11 protein-coding genes are annotated in these 14,531 nt (G+C 51.4%); 7 read left to right on the top strand and 4 right to left on the bottom strand.

All coding sequences use genetic code 11. The features are described 5' to 3' along the window. Positions 1–129 precede the first annotated feature (129 nt). Positions 130–801 (top strand): ribose-5-phosphate isomerase RpiA, encoded by a 672-nt coding sequence (rpiA, locus tag KDX31_20780; GenBank protein UTW05556.1) that lies wholly within the window; start codon positions 130–132, stop codon positions 799–801. 504 nt (positions 802–1,305) lie between these two features. Next, positions 1,306–4,062, top strand: coding sequence for a DUF748 domain-containing protein (locus KDX31_20775; protein ID UTW05555.1), 2,757 nt, complete (start codon positions 1,306–1,308; stop codon positions 4,060–4,062). A gap of 16 nt (positions 4,063–4,078) precedes the next feature. Here KDX31_20775 and KDX31_20770 read toward each other — a convergent pair whose 3' ends face one another. Continuing rightward, the gene (locus tag KDX31_20770; GenBank protein ID UTW05554.1) at positions 4,079–6,541 is read right to left on the bottom strand and encodes a hypothetical protein; all 2,463 of its coding nucleotides are present in this window, start codon (positions 6,539–6,541) and stop codon (positions 4,079–4,081) included. A gap of 1 nt (position 6,542) precedes the next feature. Then, positions 6,543–7,229, bottom strand: a complete 687-nt coding sequence (locus tag KDX31_20765) for an ATP-binding cassette domain-containing protein (GenBank protein ID UTW05553.1) — start codon at positions 7,227–7,229, stop codon at positions 6,543–6,545. Here KDX31_20765 and KDX31_20760 point away from each other — a divergent pair. Next, the gene (locus KDX31_20760) at positions 7,228–7,845 is read left to right on the top strand and encodes an arylesterase (protein UTW05552.1); all 618 of its coding nucleotides are present in this window, start codon (positions 7,228–7,230) and stop codon (positions 7,843–7,845) included. The two genes, KDX31_20765 and KDX31_20760, sit on opposite strands and share 2 nt — an antisense overlap. Here the strand turns inward: KDX31_20760 and KDX31_20755 are convergent. Then, positions 7,760–9,517, bottom strand: coding sequence for a CHASE domain-containing protein (locus tag KDX31_20755; GenBank protein ID UTW05551.1), 1,758 nt, complete (start codon positions 9,515–9,517; stop codon positions 7,760–7,762). The genes KDX31_20760 and KDX31_20755 overlap by 86 nt on opposite strands. Before the next feature lie 124 nt (positions 9,518–9,641). Then, positions 9,642–10,637: a branched-chain amino acid aminotransferase gene (locus KDX31_20750; GenBank protein ID UTW05550.1), complete on the bottom strand. Its 996-nt coding sequence runs from the start codon at positions 10,635–10,637 to the stop codon at positions 9,642–9,644. Between the two features lie 279 nt (positions 10,638–10,916). Between KDX31_20750 and rfaC the strand changes: the two genes are divergently transcribed. The 4 genes from rfaC to KDX31_20730 are packed head-to-tail and all read left to right on the top strand — an operon-like array spanning position 10,917 to position 14,530. Next, positions 10,917–11,918 carry a lipopolysaccharide heptosyltransferase RfaC gene (gene rfaC, locus KDX31_20745; protein UTW05549.1) on the top strand — a complete coding sequence of 334 codons (1,002 nt, stop codon included), beginning with the start codon at positions 10,917–10,919 and terminating at the stop codon, positions 11,916–11,918. 3 nt (positions 11,919–11,921) lie between these two features. Further along, positions 11,922–12,956, top strand: a complete 1,035-nt coding sequence (locus KDX31_20740) for a hypothetical protein (protein UTW05548.1) — start codon at positions 11,922–11,924, stop codon at positions 12,954–12,956. 39 nt (positions 12,957–12,995) lie between these two features. Further along, positions 12,996–13,856, top strand: coding sequence for a glycosyltransferase family 2 protein (locus KDX31_20735; protein ID UTW05547.1), 861 nt, complete (start codon positions 12,996–12,998; stop codon positions 13,854–13,856). Then, positions 13,853–14,530: a hypothetical protein gene (locus KDX31_20730; protein UTW05546.1), complete on the top strand. Its 678-nt coding sequence runs from the start codon at positions 13,853–13,855 to the stop codon at positions 14,528–14,530. The genes KDX31_20735 and KDX31_20730 overlap by 4 nt, the downstream gene beginning before the upstream one ends. Position 14,531: the final 1 nt, after the last annotated feature.

The following is a 14,531-nucleotide window of genomic DNA, read 5'->3' as shown; positions in this document are numbered from 1 at the left end:
TCCGGCGTAGGAGGCAGTGTGAATAAAGCGTTAAATGGTAATCGCTGAGATGGTTTTCGTCTATAAGATATCGATCAATCAGCGTATAATCTCGCCAGTTAACGACATTTATACGGGGTTTCCCATAATATGACACAGGATGAGATGAAACTGGCAGTCGCACAGGCTGCAGTTACCTATATCCAGCCGAAGCTGAGCCGCGATTCTATTGTTGGTGTAGGCACCGGTTCCACGGCAAATTTTTTTATTGATGAGCTGGCAAAGATTAAGCATCTGTTTGAAGCGGCGGTCGCCAGTTCAGAGGCAACTGCCGAACGTCTCAGAGGGCATGGTATCGAAGTGTATGATATGAACTCTGTTGATCAGATGGAGGTCTATGTCGATGGTGCGGATGAGTTTGATAGCCGACTGAATCTGATCAAAGGCGGTGGTGGCGCACTGACCCGTGAAAAGATCGTCGCAGACGTTGCCAAAGAATTTGTCTGTATTGTTGATGAAACGAAGAAAGTTGATCTGCTGGGTGAATTTCCACTCCCGGTCGAGGTGATACCGATGGCCCGCTCACAGGTTGCCCGCAGGCTGGTGCAGCTGGACTGTATGCCGGTTTACCGGGAAGGGTTTGTCACGGATAACGGTAATATCATTCTCGATCTGCACGGTTTAGAGATTGAACAACCGGAAGCGCTGGAAACCGACATCAATAACATTGTCGGCGTCGTGACTAACGGGCTGTTTGCCCGGCGGGGAGCCAACGTGGTGCTGATGGCAACTCCTGATGGGGTGCAAACCCTTACCCGGTAACCCTTACCCGGTATCAATCAGCCAATAAAAAAGGCCTTCATTATGAAGGCCTTTTTTATGTTTAACCGTAACGGCTTCAACGGTACTACAAGCTTGTTATTACATCGCTTGTACTACATGGCTCCAGCCAATAATGGCAGGCATGCAGATCCATGCCAAAGCGCCAGCGTTGATCAGGAGCCAGATCGGACCTGAGCTGTCACGGAAGTTTTCGTCATGGTTTGCCATGATTATTCACCCGTAGTCATTGATAGAACTGTTGTGAACCGTACTGCGACGTGCCTTAGGGCATCTTTTATGAACGGTTCGGGGGGCGATTCTACCAGTAACACGCTTTTCCGGGTAGCTATAATTGGTCTTAATCCGTATGACACACGTATGCGTTTAATCAAGGAGCATGCATCTTAGTCGATATCAGAGTTCGTCAGATCAGATCTTTTTCCCGACCCTGAGACAACCTGCTAATATCTAAAGAATCGCATCAGAAGAGCAGCGGATTGGTATATGAGTGTGAAAAGGATTGTGCGTGGCAGTGTTATTACCCTACTGGTCGTTTTGTTAGGGTTACACACAGCGGTCCAGTTGGGGCGGGATTATGCTGTTCAGTGGTTGCTTGATCAGGGGGCGAGCCGGGCAGGAATCCATTCATTATCAATCAACTGGTTTACCGGCCGGATAACCCTGCAGGGCGTGTCGGTGGTTACCCCGGATCAGCCTGAATTGCGCCTCGACAAACTTCAGCTGGATCTGGACTATGGGGCACTGGCGGAACAGCATATTCTGATCAGTGACCTGACACTGGAGGGGGTTGCCCTGTATGTGCATGAACAGGCTGATTCCGAACCCCGGCAGTTTTATCTTGGCCCGGTTGCATTGTCGGGTGGTACTGCTGAGCCGCCTGAAGAGGCTCCCGCCGAACCTTCCGCATGGCAGTTTGGTCTGGCGCACTTCCGTATTACCGATTTTAGCTGGCAGTCGCAACTGAAGGAGGGGAATCATCAGTTGCGGATCGATCAGGGCGAGCTGAATACTTTTTACACCTGGCAGAAGGAAGCGATTACTAACCTTGCTCTGCAGGGCGCAATTAATGGTGCCGGGTTTAGTCTGAGTACTCAGGGGCAACCGTTACCGGACACCAAGCGTTCGGAGTTGCACCTTAAACTTGATAAGTTACCGCTCCACTCGTTTACGGCCCCATTTGTGCCGGAGTTGCAGGCGACAGTATCGACTGACCTGATGTTGACCATTGTTGCCGGCGATGAGATCAGTATCACCCAGAGTGGCTCTGTTCAGCTCGATGATTTCAACTGGCAACAGACTGGCTTCGGTCTGAGTCAGCGTCTGCTGACCTGGGATGGCAAAACTGAGTTCAAAATGAGTGCCGGTAAGCCTGAGTCCGTGACGGTTGAGGGTGAGCTGAATATGGCGGCACTGGGACTCACGGCGGATGCACTGAAAGTGGCTCTGAATACGGGGCACTGGCATGGGCGTACTGATCTGGCATTCGCTGATGCCGGCATTCATAGCGTCGATGTGGCCGGTCAGTTGAGTCTGTCGGCACTGGATCTTGTCAGTGAGGAAACGCTGGTGCAGCTGAACGAGGGTAGTTGGCAGGGGAATACCGGGCTGAATTTTAATGCGACTGGCGTTGACCGGGTTGATGTCAAAGGCAGACTGAAAACCAGTGAGTTAGTGTATCAGATGGCTGAGCGGCTTCAGGCCCGGGTTGATACTGCTGACTGGCAGGGCGGCCTGGCGCTGGCTCTGCAGAATCAACCGGTTGCCATCAGTGGCGAGAACGGACAGCTGGCGTTGGGCGGAGTCGTGGTGAAGGCGCTGCAGGAGGATCAGACTTTGGTAACGCTGTCTCAGGCGCAGCTGAGTAATATCGACCTGGCGCTGCCGGAAAAACTAAGTCTGGGCGGGCTCAACGCGACGGCATTGGAGCTGTCACCGCAGGGTGATGCCACCCTGGCTAAGCTGAATCTGAATATCGGTGATGTGGCTTTTGCTCTGGGCAAAGCGGTCGTTATCAACAGAGTAGAACTGCAGAATCTTCAACTCAGGGAGCAGCTCACGGCCGATAAGCAGCCTGTTAGTGTATCGCGGCTGCAGAAGGGCATTAACAGTATGGCTCCTCCGGAGGGCAGCGGAGAGACTGCGAATAATAGTTCTGCGGCGGATGGTGAGCCGCCACTGCGGGTGCAGGTGAAGGAGCTGGTGGTCACCGGTGACAGCAAAATCATGTTTACAGATAACTCAACCTCTCCCCCGTTTAATTCAGAGATCCTGATTGATAAAGCGTTGTTGCAGGGGCTGGATAGCGGCAGCCAGGATCTGGCTGTATTTGATCTGGGACTGAAACTCAATGGCTTTACCACGCTTGAGCTGAGCGGTGATACCGATCTCGCCGGTGGGGGTGACAACGCCAGCTGGAAAGGCAATTTGAAGCAGCTGGAGCTGCCCCGTCTGAGCCCCTATAGTATCGAATATACCGGCTATTACCTGCAAAATGGTCAGCTACAACTGAGCAGCTCGGGTAAGTTAAAGGGTGGCAAGATCAATGGTAAAAATGAGATTAAGATCCACCGTTTAGAGGTGGAACCGGCAGATCAGGAGCAGATGGCAAAATTCAGCAAGCAGCTGTCGATGCCGTTAGGTACGGCGATTTCTGTCTTGCAGGACAGTGATGACAATATCGATCTGGATGTGCCCATCAGTGGTTCACTGGAAGACCCGGATTTTGGTTTGCAGAGTGTTGTTACCTTGCTCGCCGGTAAAGGACTTAAACAGGCGGCGTTCAGTATACTGCTGAAATCTCTACAGCCTTACGGCACGCTGATCAGCCTGGCGGCGAGTGCGGCGAAGGATGGTAGTTTTATCTCCCTGGATCCGGTTGTCTTTGCTCCTGGCAATGCTGATCTGGATGACTATGCATTGGGGTATCTGAATAAAATTGAATCAATGATGGCTGAACGTAAAGGCATGCGTCTGAACATCTGCGGCCAGGCAGTGCAGCAGGATCAGGTACTTATCCGGACCGGCTTGGAGGCCGACAATAAAAAACGCGACAAACCTTTTACTCAGGAGGAGCTGGCTGCACTGGAGAAGCAACAGCTGGAGGCTCTGGCGCAACAGCGCTCAGACCGGATTAAGCAGCAACTGACCGTAAAAATACCGGGAGAACGGTTGTTCAGTTGTTTCCCGGTGCCGGCGCTGAATGATCCAGAGGCGATTCCTGCCGCGACCCTTGGCCTTTAACAGAGCCGCTGCTTTGTCAGTTGCGCTGCAGTTGGCGGTAACCGCTGCGGCGGTGGCTGGCCAGCGCCGAAAGGGTAAACAGCAACATCCCTGTCAGTGGCAGAATAAGCCAGATCCCGGGGTGGAGTATCAGCGGCAGATCCAATAACCGATAGCTGATCAGGCCGGTAACAACATCTGTCAGCAGCGCGGCCATGGCGCCGCTGGCAAGCCCTAGCAAGGCGAATTCAAGGATGTCCAGCTGTCGGGTTTGTCCCTCAGTGCTGCCCAGCACCTGTAACAGGGCATTTTCGTGCCGCCGTTGCTCCAGTTCCTGTGAGACCAGAAGCTGCACTAATACGAAGCCTGCGCACAGGGTTAACCCGAGGATCAGGGTCGACGCCTGAATCAGCCGGTCTATCAACTGACTGGCCTGATCAATCCACTGGCTGACATCGATCAGGGTTAACGACGGAAACTGCTTCAGCAGTTCACGGCTTAAGCCGGTTTGTTGATCGGATAAACGGAAGCTGGTGATATAGGTCTGTGGATAGTTTTGCAGCACTCCGGGGCTGAAAATCATATAGAAGTTTGGCCGGAATGAGCGCCACTCTACTTTGCGGGTGTTGTGGATAGTGGCGCTGAATTGCTGCCCGCCGACTTCAAAGCTGAGCGTATCGCCCAGCTTTAAACCAAGATTTTCTGCCAGTTGCTGCTCAACTGAGATCAGATTTTCCTGAACATCGTCAGGCCACCAGTAACCGGCAGTCAGCTCATTGTGTTGCGGGGCGCTGGCCGACCAACTGAGATTCAGCTCCCTCTTCAGAGCGTTGTTTTCCAGCTGTGCCTGATCCAGCACCCGCTCCGGTGGCTGACCATTAATCAGGGTAATCCGGCCACGTATCATGGGATAAAGGTTGGTTTCTATGCCGGAGTCTTTGAGAAACTGACTCAGTGGTTGCAGTTCCCAGGGCTGGATATTAATCACAAACTGATTCGGCGTATTAACCGGCAGCTGCGTTCGCCAGCGGTTAACCAGCTCGGTCTGGCTGATCAGAAGACTGCTTAGTAGCGTCAGCAACAGGCACATAATTCCCAGTTGCACCCGGTGCCACTGGCGTTGCTGGCGGATGCGATAAGTGAGCAGGCGCCCCAGCCGAAAGCGCCGTGCTAACAGTCGGCCTGCCGGAGGCAGTAGCAGGCTGGCACAGAGGCCCGCAAGCATAATAGTGGCGACGCTCAGCAGGATGGCGGCAATGGCATTGCTGACTGAGCCGAGATAGAGGGCGATTATGCCCCCCGACAGAATCAGGATAATCAGTCGGGCTGGCCAGCTCAGTGCCTGATGGCTGAGCTGGTCACGCCGCAGTAATCCCATCACCGGAATCCGGCTAATCTGCAGCAGCGGCGAGTAACCTATGACCAACAGTAACGCCAGACTCATCAACGGACCGGTTGCGGTTAAGCGGTAATTGGGGGCCGGAAGTCCGGCGGGTAGCAGTGTTTGCAGCAACGAGCCGGTTAGTTGTAGCAACAGCAGAGCGGCGATAACCCCGACCAGCGCAGCAAACAGCCAGCCGAGCAGCAGTTTTAACAGATACAGCTGGAGTATCTGTCGCGGTCTCAAGCCCAGACTCTGTAGCAGGGCGCTGCGACGATACTGAACGCTGCTATAGCGTCTGAGACTCAGACTGATGAGCAGTCCGCACAGGAGTATGCCGAACAGGGAGGTCATGCGCAGAAAGCCTGATGCGTTTTGCATCGCGCCGGATGCCAGCGGCTGGTCTTCATAGACCGACCAGAGGCGCTGCTGAGGCGTCAGGTTGGATCGCAGCTGGGCGTGGAAATTTTTGATCTGCTGCTCTGAGCCGCTGAACAGGGTCCGGTAACCTATACGGCTACCCGGCTGAATGACCCGGGTGGCGGCCAGATCTTTCCGGTTAATCATAAGCTGCGGACTGAAACTGCGAAATCCGGTGCCCCGGTCTGGCGAGCTGATAACCGCCGCCGTGATTTTGAACTGTGAGTAACCCAGCGTGATGGTTTCGCCGACGCTGATTCCCAGCCGTTGTAGCAACTGTTGTTCAGCCCAGGCCATTCCCGGTGCGGGGATCTGATCAGGCTGGGGTGGATCGGTAACGACCTCTCCGCGCAGCGGGTAAGGGGCTTCCACTGCCCTGACAGAGCTCAGTAGTAATTGTGTATCGGTACTGACCATGGTGGAGAACTGGATGATGTTGCTGTATTGCAAGCCTGCCTTCTCCGCTGCGGCAAGGCGCTCAGCCGGGGCCGGCTGGCTGTCGCTGAGACTGAGATCTGCCCCCAGCATGGAGGCACTTTGTCGGTTCAGGCCTTTCTCCAGCTGATTACCCAGCAGAGAGAGGAAGCCCGCCAAGGTAGTGGCCAGTAACAGGGCAAGCAGCAGCGCCCGCCACTCGAAGGTCCGCAGGTCGGAGCGGCTCTGTTTCAGGGCCAGGCGGATAAGTTGCGATGATTTCATCTTAGTGCTCCTGCAAGCTTCCGTTATGCAGGTAGAGTCGTCGCTGACAGCGCTGCGCCAGAGATGCATCATGGGTTATCAGAATCAGTGTGGTGTTAAGTTGCTGATTCAGCTCAAACAGCTGGTCAATGATCTCTGTGCCAGTCTGTTCATCCAGATTGCCGGTGGGTTCATCGGCAAACAGCAGACTGGGTTCCGTTGCAAAAGCCCGGGCGATTGCCACCCGTTGCTGCTCTCCGCCGGAAAGCCGTGCCGGTGTATGGTGATGGCGCTGTTTCAGGCCAACACGGTCAAGCCAGTATCCGGCTTGTTGCTCAGGATGTGGATGGCCCTGGATTTCCAGAGCTAATTGCACATTGTCCAGTGCGGTTAGCTCCGGCAGCAACTGAAAAGACTGAAAAACAAAACTGATATGATTGGCCCGAAGTTCTGCCCGGGATTGTTCATCTAATCCGGAAAGGGGACGCCCAAGCAGTTCAACGGAGCCTTTACTTGGTTCATCTAATCCTGCCAGAATACTTAACAGCGTAGATTTTCCGGCACCGGATGGGCCGATAATGGCAATGCTCTCGCCCGCCTCTGCGTGGATGCTAATATTATTAAAGATATCCAGTCCACCGTTTTGATCCGGGAACGTTTTCGCCAGCGCGGTGGCAATCAAAACAGAACTAGGTTCGGGAGTCGTCATGTCATCTCTATTTGGAATGTGTCTGTTACTATTGTCTAGCTTAGCATGGAGCAGTTCAGTGTTGGTCATGGGTGACAGCCTTTCTGCGGCTTACGGAATTCCTAAGGATCGGGGCTGGGTCGCACTGCTCGAACAACGTCTGGATGAGAACAATCTGAAATACCAGGTGGTTAATGCCAGTATCAGTGGCGAGACGACCCATGGTGGTATTACGCGTTTACCCGCGGTTCTGGATCAGTACAAACCTGATATTGTGGTGCTGGAACTGGGTGCCAATGATGGCTTACGGGGGGCTCCGCTGCCGGTCATCGAGAAGAATCTGAACAGGCTGATCAGTCAGGCCCGGGCTGCTGGGGCGCAGGTGTTGCTTCTGGAGATGCGTCTTCCTCCCAACTACGGTCAACGTTATAGCGATGGCTTCAGCGCGATATTTACCCGGGTGGCTGAACAGCAGGACGTGCCGATGGTGCCGTTCTTTCTTGCTTCAGTGGTGTTGCAGCCGGAACTGATGCAGGCGGATGGTTTGCACCCTAATGTACAGGCGCAGCCGGCTCTTCTTGATCAGGTGTGGCCGTTTCTGGATCGTTTGCTGCAGCCCCTGAGCCAAGGGGGATAATTGCGATTATCCGGGTGCCTCTGTCGTGATTTTTACTGATCTGAAAGAAACCACCCAACGCTCTGACCCGCTCGCGCATACCGATCAGGCCAAAACCTTTTTTGAAGGCGTCGCTTTCGATATCAAAACCGCAGCCATCGTCGCTGATCATTACCTCCAGGCGGTCGCCACTGATCTCTCTGCGCTGACCCTTTGAGGTTCTGTGAATATCGAGCCAGACGTTTCGGGCCTGAGCATACTTGATGATATTGCTAAATGCTTCCTGCGCCAGGCGGAACAGGGTGATGTTGTAATCTTCGGACATCTCGTTGAGTGCGCCGCGATAATCGTGATGCAGTGAGATGCCGTGCTCGGTAAAGCGGTTGGAGACGATGCACTCCTGAAGCGCATCTACCAGACCCAGATCGTCCAGTGCAGACGGGCGTAATGCCCGCATCATCCCGTAGGTTACATCATAGATGTTCTGGGCGATCGCATCGATTGATTCAGCGGTCTGATTGACCAGGCTATTCTCTTCTGGATGAATTCGCTTGAGAATTTTGGCATCGGTTCGGATCGCTGTCAGTGATTGTCCCAGTTCATCATGCAGTTCCCGTGACAGGTTGCGCCGTTCCCGTTCCTGCACGGCGAGTACCTGATGGGTCAGTCGACGGTTTTCTATCAACTGTTCCCGGAGTTCCCGGGTTCGGGTATGAATACGAACCTCGAGTTGCTGGCGAGCATTTTTCAGAGTTTCATAGATTGATGAGTGCTCCACGGCCGCTTTGACTTTCTGTCGCAGGTACGCGGTGAGCATAAAATAAACAGCCAGCGACGCTGCCAACAGAATAAGCAGCATCCCCAGGTTGATATTTTTGGGGCTGAATTGATGCACAATCTTTATTTGGAATGCCTGACCAAAACGGTTTATGGTGCGATGCTCTTCAAGCGTTGGAAGCCAGAAGGGAAGCTTTGTTATTGACGCTGACAGGTGCTGATCAAGAATTTCACCATTCTCATCCATCAGGCTGATACTGGTATGTTCGGAAAGGAAACTGGTGTTTGGCAGCATCCCCTCGGTATTAATGACCAGTGATGCGATATAAAGATTATCGGGCGACGGCGCGGTATTGCGTTCGAAGAACGCCAGAAACAGGGCATAACCGATTTTGTTATTATCCAGCAAAAAAGGAGGAGATGTCACCGGCTGGTGGTATTTGCGGCCAAAACGGATGGTCTCAGTAAAAACAGGGTCTGCCAGCAGGTCTTTGTTTAGCAGGTAGCGGGTATCCGGATTTAGAGGCTCAATAAAGGTGATCGGGAAACGGTCATTGAAATCATTTTTGGTCGGGTCTATGTGGAAGTTTTCCGCTCGGCCAAAATTACTACCCTCTGATTTTTGCTGATGTTGAATTTGTAGCCTTTCTATGTGCGGATAACGCTTGCGCATCTCGTTGGCAAAGCTGCGTATCGACTTCTGATCGTTCGGTGTTGATGAGACCAGTACGGTAAAACTCTGCAGCAGTACTTCATTAATATAGGCTTTTTCGTAGATCGATGAGTAGACGAAATGGGCATCGTTACTGATGTTTTTTTTCAGTCTGCTGTAATCGGCATACAGGCTTATCCCTGCCATAATCAGGGTAAGTATTAGCCAGCCCGCGGTGATGAAGGGGAAATAGCTTCTTTGCATTGGCGTTTTGGTGATCCGTGATCAGGTTATGAAATCCATATCATCCGCTAAGTGTAAACTATTTATTCCCGGAGCAACAAAAAAAGCGCCGTAGCGCTTTTTTTCTTTTTTTGAAAAGCAGGTGTCAGATACGAGTGAGCCAGCCGTGTTTATCTTCTGCTTTACCCCACTGAATATCGTTCAGCGCCTGACGTAGTTTCAGGGTTGTTGCGCCGATGCCGCCATTACCGACAGGGTACTCTTTACCGTTATGAATCAGCGTACCGACCGGAGTCAACACAGCTGCGGTACCTGAAAGCGCCGCTTCACAACCCGGCTTGGAAGCTCTTTCCAGCAGCTCGTCTACCGTGAGCTGACGCTCCTGAACATCCATTCCCAGATCCCGTGCGATGGTCAGGATTGAGTCGCGGGTAACGCCGTGAAGAAAGCTTTCATCCAGTGCCTTGGTAATGACTTCATTGCCATCGATCAGCAGGAAGTTAGCCGCACCGGTTTCCTGAACATCACCACCGGGGCAAAACAGCACCTGGTCAGCATTCAGTTCTTGTTTGGCTTTCATGATCGGGCGGAGCGCGCTGGCGTAGTTGCCGCCACTCTTGATCATCCCCATATGGACAGCACAGCGGGCACCGTTCTCTTCCAGCAACAGGCGCAGAGTCGTATCGCCACCGGCAAAATAATCACCGACCGGCGACAGCAGAACATACTGGCATGAGGTCACAGAAGGTGTCGCCGCTTTTCCGATTGCGGGCTCTGTTCCAAAATGAGTCGGACGAATATACATAGAGCCAGGAGGCTCGGGCACTTCATCTTTAAAACGGCGGACAATATCAATAATCATCTTGCCGGTTGTGGCTTTATCTATCTCTGGCAGAGCCAGCAGCTCGCTGCTTTGGGAGAAGCGTTCAATATTACGATCCATCCTGAAGATATTGATAGACCCATCCTGATGACGGAACGCCTTGAGGCCTTCAAAACAGGTACTGGAATAGTGTAATACATGTGCTCCCGGGTGCAGCTGTATACTCTCGCTGCTGACGACCTCTGGTTTGCTCCAGCTATTGCCATCAAACCAGGAGATTGCCATTTCCGGCATAAACACAGTTCCAAAAGCTGCCATTGGTTACCTCGAAAAGATAAAAAGTTGATTGATCTGTTGCACGCAGTGTGGTTCAGAGAAATTTTCAGGCCAATGATTGTAATCAGCAATGGTTAAAAAGGGAATCGGCTACCGTACAATTAACGCGGAGAAAATTAAGAAAACCGGGAGAAACGCAAAATTATATATGTGTAGCTTCAGTACCGCCCGAGCCAGACCCCCCTATGGATGAAGTGTTAATGATAAATGGTATACTGCGACCTTATTGAATTGCCTTATTTTTGACAGACAGGAATCCCCTTGAAAGTTCTGATCGTGAAAACCTCATCCATGGGGGATGTTATCCACACCCTGCCGGCGCTTACCGACGCAGTGAACGCAATCCCTGATATTCGCTTTGACTGGGTTGTCGAGGAAGGGTTCGCTGAGATTCCTGGCTGGCACTTCGCGGTTGATAAAGTAATACCCGTAGCGATTCGTCGCTGGAGAAAAAATCTCTGGAAAACCTTCACCAGCGGAGAGTGGAAACGCTATCGCATGGCCCTGTCTGAGACTGACTATGATCTGGTGATTGATGCTCAGGGGCTTTTGAAAAGCGCCATGCTGGTGACGCGTTATAGTCGGGGTATTCATTGTGGCTATGATAAGCATTCAGCGCGAGAGTCGCTTGCTGCGCGCTTTTATCAGCGCCGGTTCAGTGTCGATAAACAGCAGCATGCGGTCGAAAGAACCCGTCAGCTGTTTGCTCAGGCATTGGGCTATCAGGTTGCCGGGCGGGGGGATTTTGCAATTCGCAGTCACTTCATTCCTGATCAGAACACGATATCTGACTACCTGGTGTTTCTCCACAGTACCACCCGCTTCGATAAACACTGGCCGGAAATCTATTGGCAGGAGCTTATTGATAAAGCAACGGCCGCTGGATGGAAGATTAAACTGCCCTGGGGTAATCCTGACGAGAAGGCCCGTGCAGAAAGGCTTGCCCGGGAGAATCGTAACGTTGACGTGTTATCGAAATTGAATCTGGCTCAGGTAACCACGGTGCTGGCGGGAGCTGCCGCCTGTGTATCGGTGGATACCGGCTTATCCCATATGGCCGCTGCGCTGGATCGTCCCAATGTGATTCTGTTTGGTCCGACAGATCCGGGGCTTGTCGGCGGTTATGGTAAAGATCAGATCTGTCTGGAAGCGAAAGCACAGGCTAAGAGCGGGCGTGATGTAGAGCCCGCGGTATTTGCCGATTTGACGCCTGAGATTGTGTGGCAAACGCTGACAGCTCAGTGTTTACAGGCCGGGGAGTAACAAGTGCATAGCTCAGTTTATTTTGTCTCGACTCTGCTGCATCTTTTCACTGCAACTGCAATTGCGGGAGAGCGTAAAGATGAGAATGCGATCCTGGTGTTTATCGACCAGCCCGAAGGCAGGGTTCCCCAGGTGTTTAACCTTGTACAGCAATGGGAACTGTCCCCTTTTGTGGAACAACACCTGTTTTATGGCCGCCTGAAAGGTGGAATAAGTAAGCTGAAAAAGAGGCGGTTGTTGTTTCATGGCATTAAACAGCTGATTGAGCGACTGCAACCGGATCATATCTTTGTCGGGAATGATCGCCGTATAGAGTTTCAGTATGCCATGCATATTGCGTCTTTGTCGGGCAAGGAGACTGTAGGTCACTACATGGATGAAGGCACATTCACCTACGTCGGACGAGAGGCATCCAGCGGCATTGGTGATGTAATTGTGGATAACCTGCTGAAAAAACTGTTTTACGGCGTATGGTGGAAAAATCCTCTGACGGTTGGCGAGTCAGCCTGGATTAAAGAGATTCATGTTGCGTTTCCTCAACTGATTGACCCGCGCCTGAAAAGCAAAGTCGTACACTGCCTTTCAGCGCAGAGTTTTCAATCGGATGCGCTGAAACAGTTGTCTCAGATGATGCTTCAGGAAAATGGAGTGACTGAGGTTCAGATCGGATCACTGGATGTATTGATAACCCTTCCCCATGAATCATTGTTTGAGAAAAACAGCGGTTATAAAGAAACAATACTGACGTTGATTGCTGAGCTGAAGGGCGCGGTCGCGGTCAAGTATCATCCGCGGAATAGCGGCGAAGATGCCCTCGGGTTGCAGCAATATGGAGTTCAGCTTCTGCCCTCATCTGTCAGCTATGAGGCCATTTTGCCCTTGCTGAAAAGTGAGGCGATGGTGATCGGTGATGTATCCTCAACGCTGTTACTGACCCGATGGCTGAGGCCGGAGATTCAGGCGATCTCTTATCGTAACGGAACTGAAAATAAAAAGTTTGAGCAACTGTTTAGTGATCTTGGAATACAGATGCGTTAATACGCTCAGGCGTACTAAGGAAAAGCGATGAAGCTGGCTATGAATTATCTCATCAAGAATGAGGCCGATATCATTCTTGATAATATTAAAGTGCATGCTCAACTGGGTGCCGACTGTTTTGTTATTATCGACAATGGCTCCACTGATAATACCCGTGAATTGCTGGACTCAGTCAAAGATCAATATGAGATGATCATTATTGACCGGCCGCTATTGGACTATCAGCAAAGTAACTGGAAAACAGAGATGGCCAAAACAGCAGCACGGCAGTTAGGCGCTGACTGGAGTATTGCCAATGATGCTGATGAGTTCTGGATTCCGAAAGATGGCAACCTGAAAACAGAGATGAAATCCTCGGGATCAATTCTTGAGTGTCCCCGCTACAATATGCTGTATGACCGAAGTGCTTTTGATCAGGAAGTACCTTACTATCTGCAAACAAGCAAAGTGCAATATCCTATAAACTATCCCAAGGGTATACAGTGTAATCAGCCTCATCTTTCCATTATGCTGGGACAGATTCATGGAAAGGTTGCGGTTCGTTCCCGTGGACTTTTACGGGTGAAGGGCGGCAATCACCGGGCATGGCATGCCTGGGGGTGGTTGAATAAGCACATCTCTGAAAATATCAGTGTGTATCACTACCCGATTCGCTCGAAAGAAAAATTTATCCAGAACATTGAAAATCGCAAAGCATTGCTGGATGCCGGCGTGACAAAGATGGGCGATCACTACCGTCGCTGGGTCAGCATGTATCAGGAAGGGGCGATAGAAGAGGAGCTGAACCGTTTAACCGTTACTGAGCAGAATAGACATGCTCTGTTTGATCTCGGTGTGTTAGCCGAAGACCGGTCGGCTAAGGATGTAATCAGTAAATTGCTACAAGAGAGATCGCTATGATTATTATCGGTTATTACACAACCGATCCGGTTTATCAGGAGTGCTTTAAACTGCTAATTAAGTCTTTAGAGCGGGTTGGTCACCGTTATGACTTTAAGGCAATACCTCCGTCCGACTGGAAAAGCGTTACCGACCTGAAGCCCCGTATCGTTCTTGAAAAACTACAACAATACCGGGAGCCGGTTCTCTATCTGGATGTCGATGCGTTTGTTCATGAAAATCTGGAGCAGTATTTTTCAGATAAAGATTGCGATATTGCGGTCAACTACCTGCAAAAGAAAACCGGAGAGGAAGAGCTGTTATCAGGCACCATTTATTTTGCTTACAACGAAAAGGTGATCTCTCTGGTGCAGGCATGGATGCAAACCGGAGAGGAAAATCCCGGCCTGAATGATCAGCAGTCGCTACAGCTTGCGGTTCATCAGTTTGAGGGGGAACTGACAGTATACCGCCTTTCAGCGGCGTTTACCTATATCTTTGACCGTGTCTATGATGAGGTGAAACGGCCCATCATTGAGCACCTTCAGGCCAGTCGGGAGATCTATTGCCGAAGGAAGATGAGGAGTATTAAAAATAAGCTTAAGCGACTGTTAAACCTGAAAGTTGAGAGTGAGGAAATGCTTAATCGGAGAATAAAGCGAGTCACTGAATTGAATAAAATTGTTAAAGTATAAA

This window comes from Amphritea atlantica (assembly GCA_024397875.1).
In the GTDB taxonomy this organism is placed as follows: Bacteria; Pseudomonadota; Gammaproteobacteria; order Pseudomonadales; family Balneatricaceae; genus Amphritea; species Amphritea atlantica_B.
This window is presented reverse-complemented; position numbering and strand designations above follow the sequence as displayed.

Coding starts and splice junctions, on each gene's coding strand:
- rpiA (UTW05556.1), top strand. CDS start 130: ATGACACAGGATGAGATGAAACTGGCAGTCGCACAGGCTGCAGTTACC.
- KDX31_20760 (UTW05552.1), top strand. CDS start 7,228: ATGTCATCTCTATTTGGAATGTGTCTGTTACTATTGTCTAGCTTAGCA.
- KDX31_20765 (UTW05553.1), bottom strand. CDS start 7,229: ATGACGACTCCCGAACCTAGTTCTGTTTTGATTGCCACCGCGCTGGCG.
- KDX31_20735 (UTW05547.1), top strand. CDS start 12,996: ATGAATTATCTCATCAAGAATGAGGCCGATATCATTCTTGATAATATT.
- KDX31_20730 (UTW05546.1), top strand. CDS start 13,853: ATGATTATTATCGGTTATTACACAACCGATCCGGTTTATCAGGAGTGC.
- KDX31_20770 (UTW05554.1), bottom strand. CDS start 6,541: ATGAAATCATCGCAACTTATCCGCCTGGCCCTGAAACAGAGCCGCTCC.
- KDX31_20775 (UTW05555.1), top strand. CDS start 1,306: ATGAGTGTGAAAAGGATTGTGCGTGGCAGTGTTATTACCCTACTGGTC.
- KDX31_20755 (UTW05551.1), bottom strand. CDS start 9,517: ATGCAAAGAAGCTATTTCCCCTTCATCACCGCGGGCTGGCTAATACTT.
- KDX31_20750 (UTW05550.1), bottom strand. CDS start 10,637: ATGGCAGCTTTTGGAACTGTGTTTATGCCGGAAATGGCAATCTCCTGG.